The organism is Massiliimicrobium timonense (genome assembly GCF_002160865.1).
In the GTDB taxonomy this organism is placed as follows: Bacteria; Bacillota_I; Bacilli_A; order Erysipelotrichales; family Coprobacillaceae; genus Allocoprobacillus.
Genome location: NZ_NFLJ01000019.1, coordinates 37,324 through 54,696, shown reverse-complemented (window position 1 = coordinate 54,696; position 17,373 = coordinate 37,324). Strand labels below are relative to the sequence as shown.

The 17,373-nt window shown below is 28.7% G+C and carries 20 protein-coding genes, 3 tRNA genes and 1 pseudogene; 11 read left to right on the top strand and 13 right to left on the bottom strand.

Annotated elements, in window-relative coordinates; all coding sequences use genetic code 11:
• The first annotated feature begins 158 nt into the window (after nucleotides 1-158).
• Nucleotides 159-482: a hypothetical protein gene (locus tag B5E75_RS07735; RefSeq protein WP_087358174.1), complete on the top strand. Its 324-nt coding sequence runs from the start codon at nucleotides 159-161 to the stop codon at nucleotides 480-482.
• Between the two features lie 160 nt (nucleotides 483-642).
• Nucleotides 643-771, top strand: a pseudogene (locus B5E75_RS15065) (hypothetical protein); the annotation flags it as partial.
• Nucleotides 772-1,390: 619 nt separating this feature from the next.
• Here the strand turns inward: B5E75_RS15065 and B5E75_RS07730 are convergent.
• From B5E75_RS07730 to B5E75_RS14830, 6 genes are all read right to left on the bottom strand, one after another.
• Nucleotides 1,391-1,464 (bottom strand) — tRNA-Gly (locus B5E75_RS07730).
• Nucleotides 1,465-1,646: 182 nt separating this feature from the next.
• A complete protein-coding gene (locus B5E75_RS07725) occupies nucleotides 1,647-2,012 on the bottom strand; it encodes a hypothetical protein (RefSeq protein ID WP_087358173.1) in 366 nt (121 codons plus the stop codon).
• A 42-nt stretch (nucleotides 2,013-2,054) separates the two neighbouring features.
• A complete protein-coding gene (locus B5E75_RS07720) occupies nucleotides 2,055-2,558 on the bottom strand; it encodes a hypothetical protein (RefSeq protein WP_087358172.1) in 504 nt (167 codons plus the stop codon).
• A 26-nt stretch (nucleotides 2,559-2,584) separates the two neighbouring features.
• Nucleotides 2,585-3,136 (bottom strand): hypothetical protein, encoded by a 552-nt coding sequence (locus B5E75_RS07715; protein ID WP_143746948.1) that lies wholly within the window; start codon nucleotides 3,134-3,136, stop codon nucleotides 2,585-2,587.
• A 124-nt stretch (nucleotides 3,137-3,260) separates the two neighbouring features.
• Entirely contained in the window at nucleotides 3,261-3,845 is a 585-nt protein-coding gene (locus tag B5E75_RS07710; protein ID WP_087358170.1) for a hypothetical protein, read from the bottom strand.
• A 111-nt stretch (nucleotides 3,846-3,956) separates the two neighbouring features.
• Nucleotides 3,957-4,985, bottom strand: coding sequence for an amidase domain-containing protein (locus B5E75_RS14830; RefSeq protein ID WP_241146642.1), 1,029 nt, complete (start codon nucleotides 4,983-4,985; stop codon nucleotides 3,957-3,959).
• A 1,230-nt stretch (nucleotides 4,986-6,215) separates the two neighbouring features.
• Here B5E75_RS14830 and B5E75_RS07695 point away from each other — a divergent pair.
• Both B5E75_RS07695 and B5E75_RS07690 read left to right on the top strand, forming a co-directional pair.
• Nucleotides 6,216-6,569, top strand: coding sequence for a transcriptional regulator (locus B5E75_RS07695; protein ID WP_087358168.1), 354 nt, complete (start codon nucleotides 6,216-6,218; stop codon nucleotides 6,567-6,569).
• Nucleotides 6,514-7,104: a hypothetical protein gene (locus B5E75_RS07690; protein ID WP_087358167.1), complete on the top strand. Its 591-nt coding sequence runs from the start codon at nucleotides 6,514-6,516 to the stop codon at nucleotides 7,102-7,104. Before B5E75_RS07695 ends, B5E75_RS07690 begins: the two co-directional genes overlap by 56 nt.
• A gap of 83 nt (nucleotides 7,105-7,187) precedes the next feature.
• Here B5E75_RS07690 and B5E75_RS07685 read toward each other — a convergent pair whose 3' ends face one another.
• Nucleotides 7,188-7,841, bottom strand: coding sequence for a helix-turn-helix domain-containing protein (locus B5E75_RS07685; RefSeq protein WP_087358166.1), 654 nt, complete (start codon nucleotides 7,839-7,841; stop codon nucleotides 7,188-7,190).
• 199 nt (nucleotides 7,842-8,040) lie between these two features.
• Between B5E75_RS07685 and B5E75_RS07680 the strand changes: the two genes are divergently transcribed.
• The 5 genes from B5E75_RS07680 (at nucleotide 8,041) to B5E75_RS07660 (ending at nucleotide 12,422) form a co-directional block, all read left to right on the top strand.
• Nucleotides 8,041-8,271: a hypothetical protein gene (locus B5E75_RS07680; RefSeq protein WP_087358165.1), complete on the top strand. Its 231-nt coding sequence runs from the start codon at nucleotides 8,041-8,043 to the stop codon at nucleotides 8,269-8,271.
• A 112-nt stretch (nucleotides 8,272-8,383) separates the two neighbouring features.
• Complete coding sequence (locus B5E75_RS07675) at nucleotides 8,384-9,343, top strand: AAA family ATPase (protein ID WP_087358164.1); 960 nt, start codon at nucleotides 8,384-8,386, stop codon at nucleotides 9,341-9,343.
• A gap of 194 nt (nucleotides 9,344-9,537) precedes the next feature.
• Nucleotides 9,538-10,785, top strand: a complete 1,248-nt coding sequence (mobV, locus tag B5E75_RS07670; protein ID WP_087358163.1) for a MobV family relaxase — start codon at nucleotides 9,538-9,540, stop codon at nucleotides 10,783-10,785.
• Between the two features lies 1 nt (nucleotide 10,786).
• On the top strand, nucleotides 10,787-12,118 hold the full coding sequence (locus B5E75_RS07665) for a tyrosine-type recombinase/integrase (protein WP_087358162.1): 1,332 nt from the start codon (nucleotides 10,787-10,789) through the stop codon (nucleotides 12,116-12,118).
• 31 nt (nucleotides 12,119-12,149) lie between these two features.
• Nucleotides 12,150-12,422 carry a DUF6809 family protein gene (locus B5E75_RS07660; protein WP_087358161.1) on the top strand — a complete coding sequence of 91 codons (273 nt, stop codon included), beginning with the start codon at nucleotides 12,150-12,152 and terminating at the stop codon, nucleotides 12,420-12,422.
• A 178-nt stretch (nucleotides 12,423-12,600) separates the two neighbouring features.
• On the opposite strand, the gene B5E75_RS07655 is transcribed toward B5E75_RS07660, so the two are convergent.
• Nucleotides 12,601-12,674, bottom strand: a tRNA-Gly gene (locus B5E75_RS07655).
• Between the two features lie 6 nt (nucleotides 12,675-12,680).
• Nucleotides 12,681-12,757 (bottom strand) — tRNA-His (locus B5E75_RS07650).
• Nucleotides 12,758-13,323: 566 nt separating this feature from the next.
• On the opposite strand from B5E75_RS07650, the gene B5E75_RS07645 reads away from it, so the two are divergent.
• Nucleotides 13,324-13,788, top strand: a complete 465-nt coding sequence (locus tag B5E75_RS07645; RefSeq protein WP_087358160.1) for a hypothetical protein — start codon at nucleotides 13,324-13,326, stop codon at nucleotides 13,786-13,788.
• 30 nt (nucleotides 13,789-13,818) lie between these two features.
• On the opposite strand, the gene B5E75_RS07640 is transcribed toward B5E75_RS07645, so the two are convergent.
• The 3 genes from B5E75_RS07640 to nrdD all read right to left on the bottom strand — a co-directional run bounded on the left by B5E75_RS07640 (nucleotide 13,819) and on the right by nrdD (nucleotide 15,757).
• On the bottom strand, nucleotides 13,819-14,136 hold the full coding sequence (locus B5E75_RS07640) for a YolD-like family protein (protein ID WP_087358159.1): 318 nt from the start codon (nucleotides 14,134-14,136) through the stop codon (nucleotides 13,819-13,821).
• Entirely contained in the window at nucleotides 14,126-15,382 is a 1,257-nt protein-coding gene (locus tag B5E75_RS07635; RefSeq protein ID WP_087358158.1) for a Y-family DNA polymerase, read from the bottom strand. The genes B5E75_RS07640 and B5E75_RS07635 overlap by 11 nt, the downstream gene beginning before the upstream one ends.
• A 90-nt stretch (nucleotides 15,383-15,472) precedes the next feature.
• Nucleotides 15,473-15,757: an anaerobic ribonucleoside-triphosphate reductase gene (gene nrdD, locus B5E75_RS15135; RefSeq protein ID WP_087358157.1), complete on the bottom strand. Its 285-nt coding sequence runs from the start codon at nucleotides 15,755-15,757 to the stop codon at nucleotides 15,473-15,475.
• A gap of 127 nt (nucleotides 15,758-15,884) precedes the next feature.
• Here nrdD and B5E75_RS07625 point away from each other — a divergent pair, with 127 nt between their 5' ends.
• Nucleotides 15,885-16,331, top strand: coding sequence for an S-ribosylhomocysteine lyase (locus B5E75_RS07625; RefSeq protein WP_087358156.1), 447 nt, complete (start codon nucleotides 15,885-15,887; stop codon nucleotides 16,329-16,331).
• Nucleotides 16,332-16,419: 88 nt separating this feature from the next.
• Here the strand turns inward: B5E75_RS07625 and B5E75_RS07620 are convergent, their stop codons facing one another.
• On the bottom strand, nucleotides 16,420-17,367 hold the full coding sequence (locus B5E75_RS07620) for a Gfo/Idh/MocA family protein (RefSeq protein WP_087358155.1): 948 nt from the start codon (nucleotides 17,365-17,367) through the stop codon (nucleotides 16,420-16,422).
• Nucleotides 17,368-17,373 lie beyond the last annotated feature (6 nt).

The following is a 17,373-nucleotide window of genomic DNA, read 5'->3' as shown; positions in this document are numbered from 1 at the left end:
AGATATTCCTCGCTTTCTTCTTTTATCATAACACAAAATCATCTTGTATCTTTATAAAAAAGGTTTATTTTTAAAACATCATTTTATTCTCGTAACTATCAGCAAAGCGTTGTATAATAAAGTTGTAAAAATATACAATCAAAAGGAGAATATCATTTATGGAATCACATCTTTCGGGAGTATGGATTGTAGCCATCGCTTTTTATGGACTTGCTATATATACTTTCATTACTTCAAAACCTATGAACTTCTGGGCTGGTCATAAAATTTCATCTCATAGAATAAAAAATGTCAAAAAGTATAATATTTGTTTAGGGATTATGTGGTTGTTTTTAGCTATTTATTTTAGTATTGGCTCTTATTATGAGTATACGAATCATATAAACATGGTTTATATGATGTATCAATTATTTATAAAATACATTTTATTATGTATGATTATTTATTACGCTGTGGTATGGTATTATTTTAAAGCACGATAATAATACTAAAAATCTATAAATTTCAAAAAAAACACAACAATTTCCATAAAAAAGTCATAAAAGTAAACAATAAAAACACTGTATTAAAAGTATATCGAAGTATGATTTATATACCAGGATAATCAAATGACTTACACACACAAAGTGAAATTGTAAATATCATGTTATATTTGTACCAAAATATAGAAGAACAGTATTTTATGATAGAAAAAGTGATTATTCTGCTGAAGTTGACCAATCATTAATGATCAGATTCATCAAAATGAAAGTTTTGCACGCAACTGGTTGACTTGGTAATTGGATAATTCTACACTGATTGGTACATATACATAATTAGTCATTATAATTTCATTCGTTATTTACTGGTTTGTAATGCTTGTAAAAAGAAAGTGGATCGAAATCGATTCACTTTTTTGTATCATTAAAAATATATTAGAAGCATATCTTTTATTGCTATAATGCTAAATATAAAATGTAATATATAAGATTGATAATACGTTTATTGCTAAATAATTTTCTTAGATCTTTTTCGTCGTATGTAATGGCAACTTCTTTAACGTTTTTAAATGATTAGATACATTAGATTTCATTGCTCATGCATAATTATGTGCATTTAAATAACATAAGTAACAAAGTGGTGTCAAATAATCTTCATTAATATCATCTTTCAAAATATCAAAAAGAATATTTTTTTGATTAAGATATTTTGATAACTGGTAAGATTGATCAAATAATCTGGTGGTTTTTTGGTGCAAAAAAAGAAATTCTATATAAAAAATATATACTTTTAAAGAGAGTATAGAAACAAATTTTAAACCAAATAGACTCATCAAACAAAAAATATTTATTTGAATTTTGTGTTTGAAAACACAAAAAAAGCCCTTAAAATAAGGACTTTAGCGTTTCAATGGAGCGGGTGATGGGAATCGAACCCACGTAGTCAGCTTGGAAGGCTGAAGTTCTACCATTGAACTACACCCGCATACTCTGGGGCGGACGATGGGAGCATGTCAACGCATAAAAGATGATAAAAAACACTGTATTTAAGCTATTTTAAAAGTATATCAAAGTATAATTTATATACTAAGATATACTTTTTTATTATTTTTGGTGTAATTTTGGTGAGAGCATAATTGCCTCCATTAAAGCATAATAGAGTTATTATCATACATTTCTAACAAACTTATATACTGGGCTTGTTACTCTAGTATTATAGTTATATCCTTGTGCTGTAACAGTCATTATCAACCCATTACCATTCTGTTTAACATCACGAGAAATATACCAACAAGTACTTCCATTTACAGGTTTAACTTTATAGGTAGTCCATTTTACAAATGTTTTCTTCTTTGTATCTGCATTATAATCATATATAAATGCCATTGATATAGTTCCATAAGTAGGAACTACCATATCCGTAGAATAAACTCTTTGTTGAATATCAGCTGCATATACATCTTTTGGTTTCATTATAAAACAAAATATTGACAAGAAAACAAAAAATAAGCTCAATAATTTCTTAATTTTCATATATATTTACTCCTTTACTTTTACAATTTATAATCCCTATTCTTAGTCATTTTTTGTGATATATTTGTTGTATTGTTGTTCATTTTCCTCTATCAATTCTAGTCTATATCTATCTCCTGTCAACAAAATACGACTCCATGTACTAATAGGAAAATTCTTTAATAAAGATATTTGATACTGGTCACCATCTTCTGGAACCCAAACCTCATCTAATATATATTTTTCATTTTCTTTCTTTAATGTCACTTTCATATAATCAAAATAACCACTTTCTGAAAATTCACTGTCTTTTTTATATTGTTCTATATAAAACATCCCATAGACAATGGCTTTATCTTTTGATTCATTAATTTTAAACAATCTATATGATACTGTTGCAAAATCATATTCAATATATTCATCGTCCATATGCGCCAATTCATACCTTAAACTTTCATCAAGTTCTTGTGTTGGTGTTACAACCTGATGATCCCAATAAAACAATAATACTCCTAAAGAGGCTATAATTCCTAAAATAATCAAAACTATCTTTTTCTTTCTGCTCATTATTTTGTCCTCCAAATACTATCATCTCACTTTTCTTCATTGCTTTCTGGAATATCATGACTATCAATATATTCATACATTTGTTTTGCACATTTTGTAGATAGCTTTTCCATATATCCTTTAGGATCATCTAGAAATATATAAAGCCATGTTCTTATAGGCATTTTCTTTAGTATATCTGTTAGGGTTTGTGGGTATTGTGCAATCCATATTTTCTCTGGTGTGACCTTGCTTTGTCCATCTTTTTTTAAGTATGCAATAAAATAATTAGCTTCCCAAAAATCAGCAGAATACATATCAATATGTTTTTCTTTTCTCTCTTTGTTTTCTTTGAGAGTTTCATTATTACATTCGAATAATACACAATATCCATAAACTTTGATATATGTATCATCTTCTGTATATCCAAAAGCATGATATGCTGATGTAGCAAAATCATAATGCAAAGGCATAAATGTTGCTAAATATTCATCCGGTTCTATCATTGTTTCAAGACATTCTGTCACAGCCTGGTCAACTTCTTGAGGCAATTCCACTGATAAATTCAAACAATAATGATAGATTTGTAATAGCCCCATCACAAATGCAATAACAACAATTGATATGATTGTGACTTTCTTACTTTTTTCATCTTACCATTCCTTTATTGTCTGAATCATCTTAAAATAAAATCATTGTTTTCTATTGAAATATGAATTATAGTTATTCGGTTTTCTCAGTGCCACTATATACATAATCATGTAATTGCCATTCCATTTCTTTGACATGTATTTCATCGTATTTATGAGAATTACCTATAAGTATAAAAAGCCATGTCTTTATGGGAAATTTCTTCAAAATATCTAGTGTAGAATCGTTTATTGAATATTGCGTCCAAATCCTTTCTGGGACTATTTTTCCTTGTTCATCTTTTTTTAAATAGGCAACAAAATATCCTCCTGATCCAAACCTACAAGTAAAATTATCATTTTCTCTATAGTCATTAATACATTCTTCATCTAATTTCATCAAATCAAATAACCCATATACTTTAATAGATGCACCATTAACAGTATAGTCAAAAGTATGATAAGCTGAAACAGAAAAGATAAAATCTACATTTTTATATTTACCTGGAAAGTACTTATTAGGATTAATCATTGTTTCAAGTCCTTCTTTAACAGCAGAATCCATTTCTTTAGGCAATTCGACAGATAAATTCATAGAATAATGATAGATTTGTAATATCCCCATAATCATTATAATAGCAACGATTGATATGATTGTGACTTTTTTACTTTTTTTCATAGTATTGTTTCCTTTTCATATAATTGTAAGTAGATAATTCACTGCTCAGTAGTCAATATATGAAATATCACTATGAGCAGTGAAATTATAAAATATTATGATATTGATAAATCATGAAATGTTTAATACAGCTTTAATGCCTCCAACATTTTCCCAGCCATTCTTATCACTAGAGACCCATTCATGATAATTAGTAGTATGTTGAGCAATCCTTAAATTTCTATATCTTTTTCCACCATATGTTCCTGTTGATCCAACTTCTGTCACAAATGCAACGTGATTCCATTTTCCATCTGCTTCTGAATCATACGCAATAAAACTTCCTTTATTTGCTTTTTGAGTGAAACTATTAAAGTCTGTATAAGAATAAGCAACACCAAAATGTCTTACAAAATAGTCTGCTCTTACCCACGAAACAGACCAACTAGGATTCTTTCCAATTACATACCACCAAGATGAAACACTGTCAGGAGATTTTTTATAATTATCAGGAGATTTACCTCCTGCATCTAAAATCTGAGAAGCAAAATTAGTACAATCTGAAGATTGTTTTACATATCCAGGATTATAGTAATACCACCACTTTATAGCGTATTGTACCATCGCAGTAACATTTAAACCTGCTCTAGTCTGTACTGATTTATGATTTTCTTGATAATCTTGAGAAAATGGTGTGAAATATGGTAAAAGCATAGCCATTTCTTCTCCAAAATCATTATGGCCATATAATTCTTTAATTTGTTGATTTCTTTCCATGTTGTCACAAACTTCAAAGAAAATTCTCAAAACTGATTGATTATATTCAACATCTGAAATTGCATTGACTGAATAATATTGTTCTAAAGCATCTCTATAATCTTTCCATGTTGATACAGAAAGTTCATCTAACCCATAATTCTGTTTCAAATCTTCAATGAAATTTGAAGAATGTTCTTTTATAGCATCAAATGCTTCTTCTTCATCTTTAAATTCCCAAAAAGTTTCATTTTCTTGACCATTAATCACATATACTGGTCCCTTTTTCAATTCAATAAACGATTCAATTTCTTTGTAAGGTGATGATTCCATTGCATAAGCATCATTTACAAATCCAATTCCAAATGACAAAATCAACGAAATAATCAATATTATTTTCTTCATCGTATTTCCCTTCTTTCATTGTTAATTTCATTACAAATATATAAATTATTTCACAACATAAATGTCAAAGATTTAATATATCCATAAAAAGAAAACATTTTTATAGTAGTAGAAATCATATTATATTCAAGGACAATTAATTAATATTATATGTGTAAATGAATGAGAATACAGATATGTAAATATCTTACAAATATATAATACTCTTTAAAAAGCACATTGGAATCACCCTCTTTTTTTGAATATAACTATTAATGAAAATTAACCATAAATAGGTTATCTATCATGATAATCTAAAATAATATGTATTAATATTTATTATTATGTATACGTATAAACCATTAAATTTTTATTAAGAAAACAGTTAATGATAAAATATTTTACTTCCTACATTTAGTTTATCATATATACTTTCATTTTAAAAGTTCTTTTGATAAATAATTATATTTTTTTAATAGGTTCTTTTTTTTACAAATTTATGCTATAATTATTATAATGAATGTTTCATAAAAAAATCTTAAAAATGCCTTAAGATTTTAAATAAATAAAGGAGAATTATTTTTATGAAAGCATCTGAAAAATTATCATTAATATCACAGACACAAGACGATGTAGATTATCTCTTAAATAAAAAAACATCATGTCATTATATTCAAAAAATCCTCACTTTTTGGATAGTAGGATTATCTCTATACTCAATATTTTGTTTTGCAATTGATAATATTAATATATATTATCAACTATACAATTTTCCTTTTTATTACCCAATAAAAAATTTATGTCAAATTGGATTTAACTGTATTCTTTTAATTCTATTATGGAAATCAATCAACAAAGTAACCTCATTACAAGAAAGAAGATTTTTAAAAACTTGGTTCATATTTCCTGTACTTATTTCTTTAGAACAAATTATGAGTTGTACAATGACTTATATAAACGCTGATTTCCTTTTAACCTTTTATTTAACTTTTCCCATGTCTATAATTATTAACATCATCATGCTATTTTATATTCATTACTATATAAGGCAGAAATATATTCTATGGATTGCAGGAATAAATATTGCTTATTTAATATTCAGCTTTCTATACTCGATATATTTTCCTACACTAACTGATGTTTCTTTACTCTCAAAGACATTATTCTCATTAATAGACATTGTTAAAACATATCTTATAACTTGCATTTTATCAAACTTATTTGTTGTGCTATGTATAGGAGGTGAGAAAGATGAACAAAATATACGAACAATCTAAAGCATTTGAATCAAATATACGTTTACAAATTATTGCAAGTTTATATAAAAGCGATCTTTCATATCGACAGTTAAAAGAGATATGTAATTGTAGTGATGGTAATATGGCAACACATCTAAATAAGCTTATTCAAAGCCAATTCATTTTAAAACATAAAAGAATTTACAAAGATAAACCATTAACAACATATCATTTAACAGATTATGGAAGAAATGAATTCATAAAATACGTTAAAATGCTAAAAGCGGTGATTGAAAAGGAGGAAACTGAAAATGAAAAAGAAAATACTATTGATGATCAGCCTGTTATTAATAATTTTTCCATTTAGTAACGTAAGAGCTTATGATGATGAATTAAGAGAACATAAAGAAATCATTGAGGAAGTCAATAAGATGTATGATACATCTTTCTATTTAATGACTCAATCTGATTTCTATGATTCTCATTTAGACCAACTGCTTAATAAAAATTACGACGAATATTTACTTGATATTCAAAATACAAATCTTTCAACATTCAAGGAAGAATTAATAAACTTAGCAAATGATAGCAAAGATGAAACAATTAATGCCACGCTTAGCCCAAACACAAAATCTTCACTTGGTAGTAAGACTGTCTTATTTTTCTCAGGACATAACAGCATGACATTGCGTTATAAATATAGTGGAAGTAAATTTGATACTTCTTATAAACCTACAGTAACGGTCAACAGAATCACAACATCTATATTCTTTGATATGGATTCACATACTGGAAAATTTAAAAATTCTAATAGTACATACTCTGTTACAGCATACGGAAAAATAGTCAGTGTCACAGGAGTTGCAGGAAATAAATCTTTTACTGTAAACTTTAATCTTTAATTAAAAAATTCATTTTAAATTGATATATATTGATATATGATAAAAAGCCAATTTAAGCATCACCTTAAATTGGCTTTCAATATTTATAAAGATACAAATTTTATTTTATAGGTCATTTTTTTAGGAACAAACTTTTCAACATATTTAACATCGTGATCTTTTTCATCATATGTAATGACAACTTCTTTAACGTTTTCAAATCCACTGGTTTCTATTCTGAATATTTCAAAATACAAAACATTAGTTATGTACATATCTTCATTAATAAATACTTCAGTCCATGAATCTCTATCCAATTTTGTACGAAAATGAACCCTGAGCATTGACCAATGCTCTTTTTTTATACGTGACCATGAATCTACAATTGTAAAAGTATTTCCAGAACGTTTTTTATATGCATATCCATCAAAAATCATAACTCCCGTTCTCAAATGATTTGGAACATTTGGTTTAATCGCAATCGTATAATTATGTGTGTTTAAATAACATAAGTAACGAAGTGATGTCAAAGAATAATCTTCATCAACATCATCTTTCAAAATATCAAAAAGAATATCTTCTTTTGGTTGATTAAGATATTTTGATAATTTGCTTAGAATAGAATCAGTTGGATAAGCTATTCGCCCATTTTTAATATCCATAATATTACCATAACTGATTTTTGAATCTATGGATAACTGACGAAAAGATATATCCTTTTCTTCTCTTAATTTATGTATATATGTTGTTATTGACATGAATGTTCACCTCATAAACATTATACATTATTTTTATAAATAAGTATTGCGAAATTCATAATATACTAAAATTTATATAAATATATATTGCAATAATCATATATAATGGTATAATAAAGTCGTGGTAAGTATTATATGTATTTGATGTTATGAAAAATATATATTTTATGTACCAACAACGAAAGGCAGGTGAAAACATATGGAAATTAGACAAAAATTTTGTACGTATCAGGAACTCGCAGATGCCGTTGGGTGTAGTTATCAACAGATTGCTAAAGTTCATGCAAAACGCATCATTGAATTGTTTGGCATTGATAAAAATAGACTTCCTAAAGCTGGATTACTTCCTATTGAAGCATGTGAACAATACTTTGATGTAACTCATCCTATTGAGAAAAGAAAAGAATCATTCATTCCAACCGCCAAGTAAGAATATGAATGATTCCAAGTAAAGAAACATATTTTTATATGCTCTTTTCTCTTAAAGTATATCAAAGAATATGTTTCTTTTCAAACAAATTTGAAAGGAATAAAGTCAAAATATGAATCATAAACTTTACTCACAAAGCGAATTATTAAATACTCATTTTGAAAATAAACAAGACGATATTCTGGAAGGATTGCTTAAAGTAGGATTGTATATATTTGCCGGTACGAGTAAAATTGGGAAATCTCTACTAACAACGAGCTTAGCTAATGCTGTTGCCAATGGTGAACCATTTTTAAGCAAGAAAACCAAGAAAGGACTTGTTTTATATTTTGATAATGATAATTATGATTTTGAAGCAAAATCAAGGATTAAAGCACAACAATTTCAAGAAAATGACAATGTCCTCTATAATTTTGATGATTCCAGTAGTTTATATGACATCAAAGAATTTATCATGGGTTTTTCAAGAATCAATGAAGTGAGTTTGATTATTATAGATTGCTTAGCTAATCTTTACGAATTTAGTGATGTTGATAATTTTAGTGAGAATTATGCAATGATTAAAGAATTTAGAGATTTTATTGTTAACAAGAATTTATGTTGTGTTTTAACTCACCACACAAAAAAGGGAAAAGCCAAATTGCAAGATAGTGTTTTAGGTTCAAAATCGCTAACTTCAGCAACCACAGGAACTATCATCATTGAAACGGAAAATGAATTCAGTACGACAGGTACATTAAATTTTATTTTACGTTCACGCAAAGAAAAAATTCCTATCAAAAAAGATGATCATAATATTAATTGGGTTTTTAACGATAGCGATGATGGTGATGAGTTTATTGATCCAAACGTATTGTTGATAATTAAAGCGTTAGCTATCAATGAATCTCATTGCATGAAAGATAACTGTCAAACACTCACTGCTAAAATGAATTTAACTATTAATCCTAAAGGTCTTTATAGATTTCTTGTAAAAAATAAGACAATACTTGATGAAAATCATATCTATTTTTCAAAAGAAAGAAATGGACATGAAAGATTAATAAAATTAGAATTTTCCCCTGAAAAATGACACTTATGACACTTTATAGTGCGTACAATAAAGTGTCATTCTGTCACAAAACAAGAACATTGAAAATAAAATATGAAGCCTATCGGCAATCTTTAAAAAGAAAGACCAAAACATTGGTCTAGCAAGTTATACCAAAATGCTAAAGCCTTTTGGAAACTTGCCCTGCCGGGGGCTTTTGGAAAGGATGAAATCATATGGCTCATGCCCAAAAAATAAAAAAGCAAGGTGTCATTGGATTGGTTATCCATTGTGAAAGACGAGAGGGCTGTGAACTGTCTAATCAGGATATAGATAAAAGTAGAACTCATCTTAATTACAATCTGGCATGTGATATTCAACCAATGAAACCTGAACAGTTTTTAAAGAAAAGAATAAGTGAAGTCAAACACATCAAGAGAGATGATATTATTTATATGGTGGATTGGATTGTGACACTTCCTAAAGATGTACCTCAAGAAGATCAAGAGAAATTTTTTGAATCGACATTCCAATTTCTTACCCAAAAATATAATCAAAAGAATGTTGTCAGTGCTTGGGTACACAATGATGAAGCAACACCACATATACACTTTTCATTTATACCAGTTGTTGAAATAGATGGGATTGAAAGATTGAAATGCAAGGATATTCTCACAAAGAAAGAACTCAAGCGATTTCATCCAGATTTAGGGGCGTTTCTTGAACAAGCCTTAGGTTATATGCCTTCCATTCAAAACAACGCTACAATCAACGGAAATCGCACAATAAAAGAGTTGAAACAACAAGAAGATTTAAGTTTTAAAAAGAGCTTAGAAAACATTTATAAGCATAAAGAAGCAACTCAAAACATTATTGATGAAGCTAATCATATTGATTACAATCCATCCGGTCTGTTGGAAAAGACAAGAACACTTAAAAAATGCAATCAGATTATTGATGGGCTTAAATATAGCCTAAATCAATACCAAAAAGAAGTAATAGGTCTAACACATCTTGTCACGATTCAAAAAGAAGAACTAGACATGTATAGATCCATGCCTTTAGCGAAACAACTTAAGCAAAAGGAAGAAGTTATTCATCATTTATATTCATCAATTGACCATCTCGAACAGAGAATATCTTATGAAGAAAATCAATTTCAAAGATTGAGAGAAAATTATGACGAACTAGAAAAGAAAAACGATTGTCTTAAAGAAAATGTAAATCTATATAAACAATTTATTTCTTTGTTAGGATTGGATAAAATATTTAAACGTTTCAAGCAAATGTTTCAAAAAGAACCTAATACTATCAATGCCTATGATTTAAAAGAATTGTATCATAAAGCTCAAAATGCCATAACAAGAGTCATATCTTCTTTAAAGGAAAAAATACATTATTTTGAAGAAAAACATCCACATGAATCATTAGAAATAACAATACAGTCAAAAAACGATCGACAATATCGTGATATGGAGCTTTAAAATGGCAGTATATAAAAACAAATATGGTTTATGGTCGATAAGATTTAAATACAAAGATAATGATAATAAATGGCGACAAAAACAAGTTTATACAGGAAAAAGTGGTTTTGAAACAAAAAAAGAAGCGTTAGAAAAAGAATCAAAAGTTAAATATGATATAGAAAGAAAATTGTTAAAGACTCAAGAAGAAAACAATCAAAAAACACTCAAAGAAGTTATTGATGAAGTTATTTTAGATTGTCAGTATTATATGAAAGAAACTTCTATCAAAACAACCAAACAGGCATTACAACATGCTAAAAATTTATTTGATAAACCAATTGTAAGTATCACTTCACAAGATTTAAGACAGATTATTCTTTCATTAGAAAAGAAAAATCTAAGTATCGCTACCATTGATAAAATCTATTACAAACTTAATCTTGTCTTTAAATATGCTTTAGAAAACGAATATATTCAAACAAATCCTTTAAGAAAAGTACGAAGAATTAAAAAACCTGATGAACTCAATCAAACCAATTATAATGTATGGAAGCCTTCAGAATTCCAAGAGTTCATCTATAATGTGAAAGAACCCCTATATTATACGTTATTCTCATTACTTTATTATACAGGTATGCGACGTGGTGAAGCTTTATCATTACAGTGGAAACATATTGATTTGAAAAAGGGAACTATTAATATTCAACAGACTCTATCCAATATTCATTCTGTCAAAGAAGAAGTCTTAACACCACCTAAGACAAAAAATTCAACACGACTAATTTGTATACCTCAAATTCTTATCAATATATTAGAGAAATGGTATCAAATAGAAAGTCAAAAAATCAATTTTAATCAAGAGGCTTATGTTTTTGGTTTTATCTATCCCCTTGCAAGAAATACAGTTCATAATCAATTTAGAAAGCATTTAAGAATCGGTTCTAAAGGTTATGGATATACGTATGCCTCTTGTTTAAGTGGAAAAATAAAAATTGGTGCAACCGTGATGTTAGATGGAAAAGTTTATTACAATGAGGAGAAAAAAGGTGGATATAAAGAATGGAAGATACATGTGAAAATCAAAGACATTATTGACAATCCGTATGGATTGAATTATGTTGTAGAAATTGCATTACCCTACTTACGTATACATGATTTAAGACATAGTTGCGTATCTTTAATGGTCAATAATGCAAAAACACAACAATCTTTAGTGGCTATGGCTTATCACTTTGGACACAGTGTCGAAACAATGCTGAACACATACTCTCATTTATTTACAGAAACTGAACAGGCTCTTATTCAGGAGTTTGATCGGGTTATTGAAAATCAATCAACCTCTATAAAATAGAGGTTGATGTCATGATGGGAGGAAATATATAATGAATGATTTTATAAAAGATTTATATTTTGGAAGATTTATACCTAGCGAAAAAGAAATGCCTTATACAAAGGAATATCAAACAGCATTAAAGCACAATGAAGATACAATTAATCAGGTATTACAAATCATGAAAGAAAAACAAATTCAAAATTCTGAAAAATTAATTGATGAAGTCATTAATTCTTGGATAGATGTAGATAACTTTGTTATACTTAATGCTTTTGAAGATGGTATAAAACTAGGTTTAGAACTAGGAAGATTGGTAAAATAAAAGAATTTGGTGCAAATTTGGTGCAAAAAAAGAGATTCTATATAAAAAATCCATCCTTTTAAAGAGAGTATAGAAATAAATTTTGAACCAAATAGACTCATCAAACAAAAAATATTTATTTGAATTTTGTGTTTGAAAACAAAAAAAAGCCCTTAAAATAAGGACTTTATTGTTTCAATGGAGCGGGTGATGGGAATCGAACCCACGTAGTCAGCTTGGAAGGCTGAAGTTCTACCATTGAACTACACCCGCATACTCTGGGGCGGACGATGGGAATCGAACCCACGAAATGCCGGAGCCACAATCCGGTGCGTTAACCACTTCGCCACGTCCGCCATATTGACTTATCTCAATTAGGCAAGTACAAGTATATAAGATTTTTAATCATTTGTAAAGATGTTTTTTCATTTTTTAGAAAAAAATATTTTCAAATATCATTTCATCCTCTCTTTACATAAAATTTACATGATAATCACGTTTCATCTTCAATAATTTGTTATATTAAATAAGGAACAGTGATTACTTATGAAATTAACGACTTATAAAAAGATTATTGAAATTTTGATTATAGTCATATCTATCCTCATGATCATGCTCTGTGCTATGTATACCATTGATCAGGATTTTTATAACTTACCTATAACTGTACTCGTAGCTATGATAAGTATTATATGTATTATATCATGGATTTGTCATTTTATTTTATGGAGATGTCCTTATTGTCATCATAGAGCAAGATTTCTACCATTTTTAAATGATAGTATTTTTTGTTCTTACTGTGGACATAAAATAATATAAATACAAAGAAATTCACAAAACATACACTTCTTTTTGTTATAATAAATACAAAGAAGGTGATGATCATGAAAAAGAAATTATTATTTATATTAGGATTTATCATTTGTGTGGGGGGATTTACTGGCTTATTCATTATGATTCCAAAGAAACAACCAAACCTATAGAAAAAACAAAACAACTCATTAACGAAAAAGATATCATATTAGAGCCTGTTCAGTATTCTTCCAATCATCTGATAACATCTTTATCCATTTCTCCCGAAAGTCTTTATGTTGTTGATAATTCACAATATCTCCAACATTATACCGTTACTGTTAAATTATTTAAAAACACTTCTGATAATCTTTATATGTCTTTCGATCCTATAGAATGGGATATTCATTCAACTTTAGATATTGATTATTCTCTTGATAAAACTCTCATTCAAGATAAAAACAAATTAAAAGATTTCGAATCACAATTAGAAAAAATGTCCAATAATGAATCACATGATCTAACATATGGTATAGACATAACTTCTTCACAAGATCAGACACATGAAATTCACTTTGTTGGCACCCTGAAATAAAACAAGGAAGATCAATTTGTCTTCCTTGTTTTATTTCATAATCTCGATATCTCTGATATCATAAAATTCTATTCTTTGATTATCTATAAATAAAACTTTACGATAATCTATATCTATTTGAGTAATCATTCCTTGAATTGTTTGATATTGTTGATGGTGATAATAAACAATATTCACAACCATACCTTTTTGAAGCTGTTGAAATAAACAATTCAGTCTTTCACATTCATCTTCCAGCAATTCTTTTCTTTGTACAGGCTTTTTTTCTTTTTCACGAAGATATTCTCTAAATCCCTTTAATGAATCAAAGGGTTGAAACTGAGTGGATTGATCATGATTATTGTGCATTATGTCCTCCTATTAATTGATGACGCTTTCTCGCAGTTGCTTTATCCAACATATTCATTGCTTTTAAGACTGCATCCTTTCCATATTGATTCTTAATATGAACAATAGCTTGCTGTAATTGCCTTTCTTTTTGAATATCTTCATAGTCTGTAAATAAATCATATGCTTCATATCTTTCATCTTTAACATCTCCAAAAGCGATTGAAATCTTTCTAATCAGTTGATTTCTAAATGTTGTAGATTGAAACAGTTCAATAAACTCTTTCACAAGTAAACGACAAGAGTTTGTCACAACACCCATTGTACGACTTCCACCTGTAGAAGGCAGTGAAGCATCTACATATCTGACATGTAAAGAAATATGATTTGTGACTAATCTTTGTTCTACCAGTTCTAAAGCGTTATCTTCCACCATTTCTTTTAAAACAAGCAATCCATCATGAAAATCATAATCACCAAATAAAACTTGACCATTGGAAATAGAACGATGGCGTGGTTGATAACTTTTAATTTGTTGGAGCGTTGCAGGTTCTTTGCCCCATGCATGTTGAATTAAAAAACGAGCATTCACTCCAAACTCCTTATACAAGATATCTTGTGGACACATGGCAACATCCTGCATCGTCATCAGTCCATGTTTATGAAGTCTTTTTTCTATCCCTTGTCCAATTTGCCAGAAATCAGTAAGCTGGGTATGATTCCATAAAGTCTTCTGATATAATTCTTCATCCAGATAAGCAATATGACTTTGATTGTGTTTGGCTGTAATATCCAAAGCCACTTTCGCAAGATAAAGATTTGTTCCTACTCCTGCTGTTGCCGGAATACCTGTTTTTTGATAAACCTCATCAATAAGCATTTGTGCCAGTTCTTTTGCATTCTTATTATAAAAACGTAAATATTGCGTCACATCAAAAAAAGCTTCATCTATCGAATAAACATAAATATCATCAGCACTTATATATTTTAAATACAAACCATAAATATTCGCAGAATATTCCATATAAAGTTTCATTCTTGGTTTAGCCACAATATAATGAAGATGTCTTGGAATTTCAAATAAACGACATCTGTTTTTTACACCCAGTTGTTTCAAATGTGGTGAAACAGCCAGACAGATTGTACTTTTTCCTCGTGAACTATCAGCAACAACCAAATTAACCTGATATGGATCCAACCCTCTTTCTACACATTCAACAGAAGCATAAAAGCTCTTAAAATCAATGCATAAATATGCTTTATTCATATTCTCACCACCCTTACATGGCTATTATACAAAAGAAAAGTTGCATATTCAATCTTATTTATGCAACTTTTCTATACAATATTTTCCATTTTAAAGTTGATGTTTCACTCGATCATGTTCCTCTGCCCTTTTCGCATCATTAAAACGATCCAACGTTCCCACCAGATATCCTGTAATACGACGAATTCTTTGCATAGGTTGAGGCTGTAAATGATAATGCATATCTACAAAATCACCATCAATTGTTAATGTTAAAGCTGTTAAAGTATCCTGAGGAAATTTTTGTTTGACATATTGAATGTATTCTTTCATTTCTTCTTCACACATTTCACCATTCAATACTTCAACTTCTACATTATCAAAAATATCTTTCATCTTTGCCACCTTCTTTTCTTTTATTATAGTCAATAGAACTGAAAAAAACAAACAAAATGAATCATCCCCTCTTGAAAAAAGAGAGAGCTATTTATACAATAAGAAAGACAAAGAGAGGTGCATAAAATTGGAAAGAATTACAAGTTTTAGTGTTGATCATACTCAACTGAAAAAGGGAGTTTATATTTCACGTATTGATGATCATCTAACAACATATGATATTAGAATGTGTGAACCAAATATTGATAAACCTTTAGATCCTAAAGCTGCTCATACGATTGAACATATTGGTGCAACACTATTAAGAAATGGAAAATATAAAAAACATATTATTTATTTTGGTCCAATGGGTTGTATGACAGGATTTTATCTGATTACAAAAGATTTAAGTTTTGATACTATAAAATCTCTTGTTAAAGACACATTTGAAACAATTGCAAATTGGAATCAAGACATTCCTGGTGCAAAAAAAGAAGAATGTGGTAATTATACTTATATGGATTTAGACAAAGCAAAACAATCTGCTTCTTTCTTTATTCAAAGTCACTGGGAACATGAATATCATTATCTTTAAACACACAAAGAATCTAAAAGAATAAATATCATTCTTTTAGATTCTTTTATTTATTATTATCAAAACAACGCACCTTTTGATCATCATTTTAAAAACTTTGTCGTATTTTTTCTATCAAGTCAACACAATCAATAGAATCCTGTAAACTCATACGTGGACTTTCTATCAAATGTTTACTTAAACAGCGATGAACTTCTTCGATTTCACCAAAGAAATCATCATAAACATAAGGTTTTTCTAATAAACGTTTTTCTCCATTTTGATAAATAATCGTTGCCTGTGTTGGACGATAAAAAGGATTCGCCTGTATCTTTCCTTTTGTTCCTATCATTTCTAAAATAGGTTCCTTCTTTTCATCCATTGCCATTTCCAAAAATGCCTTTTGCCCATTTTCAAAAACAAGAGTCACTTTTTCATAACTATCAACACCATAACGATATCTGACTTTTGAATCAACAGAAACAAGAGGTGAATGAATATAATCTAATGTACTGGCAATATTATAACTTCCTACATCATTTAAAATACCACCCTGTTGCTCATCAAATAAATAATGCCCTTCCTGATAATCCCTGTAATAACAAAATCTTGTTTCAACACTCAAAATATCACCAATCTCTTTTTCATCTAAACATGTTTTGATATCTTCTATCAAAGGAATAAAACGTGTTTTCATAGCTTCCATAAAAAACGTCTGATTGTTGATAGCTTCCTGTTTTAGATCTTCCATCTGCCACTTATAAAGAGTTGCCGGTTTTTCACATAAAACGGCTTTATGATGCTGTAATGCTTTTTTAGCCCAACGATAATGATCACTATGTCGCATAGCCAGATAAACAGCATCAACATGTTCATCATTTAATAACTCCTCATAATCATGATAAACTTTCACATTCTCGTATTTTTTTGAAAATGATTCACATTTTGACGGTGTATAAGATGCTGCTGCATATAAAACACCTTGCTGACTATTTTCTAAACTTTTGATAAAACGTCCAGCAATATTTCCAATACCTAAAATTCCCCATTGAATCATTGTAGA

Coding starts and splice junctions, on each gene's coding strand:
- B5E75_RS07735 (WP_087358174.1), top strand. CDS start 159: ATGGAATCACATCTTTCGGGAGTATGGATTGTAGCCATCGCTTTTTAT.
- B5E75_RS07715 (WP_143746948.1), bottom strand. CDS start 3,136: ATGGGGCTATTACAAATCTATCATTATTGTTTGAATTTATCAGTGGAA.
- mobV (WP_087358163.1), top strand. CDS start 9,538: ATGGCTCATGCCCAAAAAATAAAAAAGCAAGGTGTCATTGGATTGGTT.
- B5E75_RS14830 (WP_241146642.1), bottom strand. CDS start 4,985: ATGAAGAAAATAATATTGATTATTTCGTTGATTTTGTCATTTGGAATT.
- B5E75_RS07725 (WP_087358173.1), bottom strand. CDS start 2,012: ATGAAAATTAAGAAATTATTGAGCTTATTTTTTGTTTTCTTGTCAATA.
- B5E75_RS07675 (WP_087358164.1), top strand. CDS start 8,384: ATGAATCATAAACTTTACTCACAAAGCGAATTATTAAATACTCATTTT.
- B5E75_RS07690 (WP_087358167.1), top strand. CDS start 6,514: ATGAAAAAGAAAATACTATTGATGATCAGCCTGTTATTAATAATTTTT.
- B5E75_RS07640 (WP_087358159.1), bottom strand. CDS start 14,136: ATGCACAATAATCATGATCAATCCACTCAGTTTCAACCCTTTGATTCA.
- B5E75_RS07660 (WP_087358161.1), top strand. CDS start 12,150: ATGAATGATTTTATAAAAGATTTATATTTTGGAAGATTTATACCTAGC.
- B5E75_RS07710 (WP_087358170.1), bottom strand. CDS start 3,845: ATGAAAAAAAGTAAAAAAGTCACAATCATATCAATCGTTGCTATTATA.
- B5E75_RS07720 (WP_087358172.1), bottom strand. CDS start 2,558: ATGAGCAGAAAGAAAAAGATAGTTTTGATTATTTTAGGAATTATAGCC.
- nrdD (WP_087358157.1), bottom strand. CDS start 15,757: ATGAAAGATATTTTTGATAATGTAGAAGTTGAAGTATTGAATGGTGAA.
- B5E75_RS07685 (WP_087358166.1), bottom strand. CDS start 7,841: ATGTCAATAACAACATATATACATAAATTAAGAGAAGAAAAGGATATA.
- B5E75_RS07635 (WP_087358158.1), bottom strand. CDS start 15,382: ATGAATAAAGCATATTTATGCATTGATTTTAAGAGCTTTTATGCTTCT.
- B5E75_RS07665 (WP_087358162.1), top strand. CDS start 10,787: ATGGCAGTATATAAAAACAAATATGGTTTATGGTCGATAAGATTTAAA.
- B5E75_RS07620 (WP_087358155.1), bottom strand. CDS start 17,367: ATGATTCAATGGGGAATTTTAGGTATTGGAAATATTGCTGGACGTTTT.
- B5E75_RS07680 (WP_087358165.1), top strand. CDS start 8,041: ATGGAAATTAGACAAAAATTTTGTACGTATCAGGAACTCGCAGATGCC.
- B5E75_RS07695 (WP_087358168.1), top strand. CDS start 6,216: ATGAACAAAATATACGAACAATCTAAAGCATTTGAATCAAATATACGT.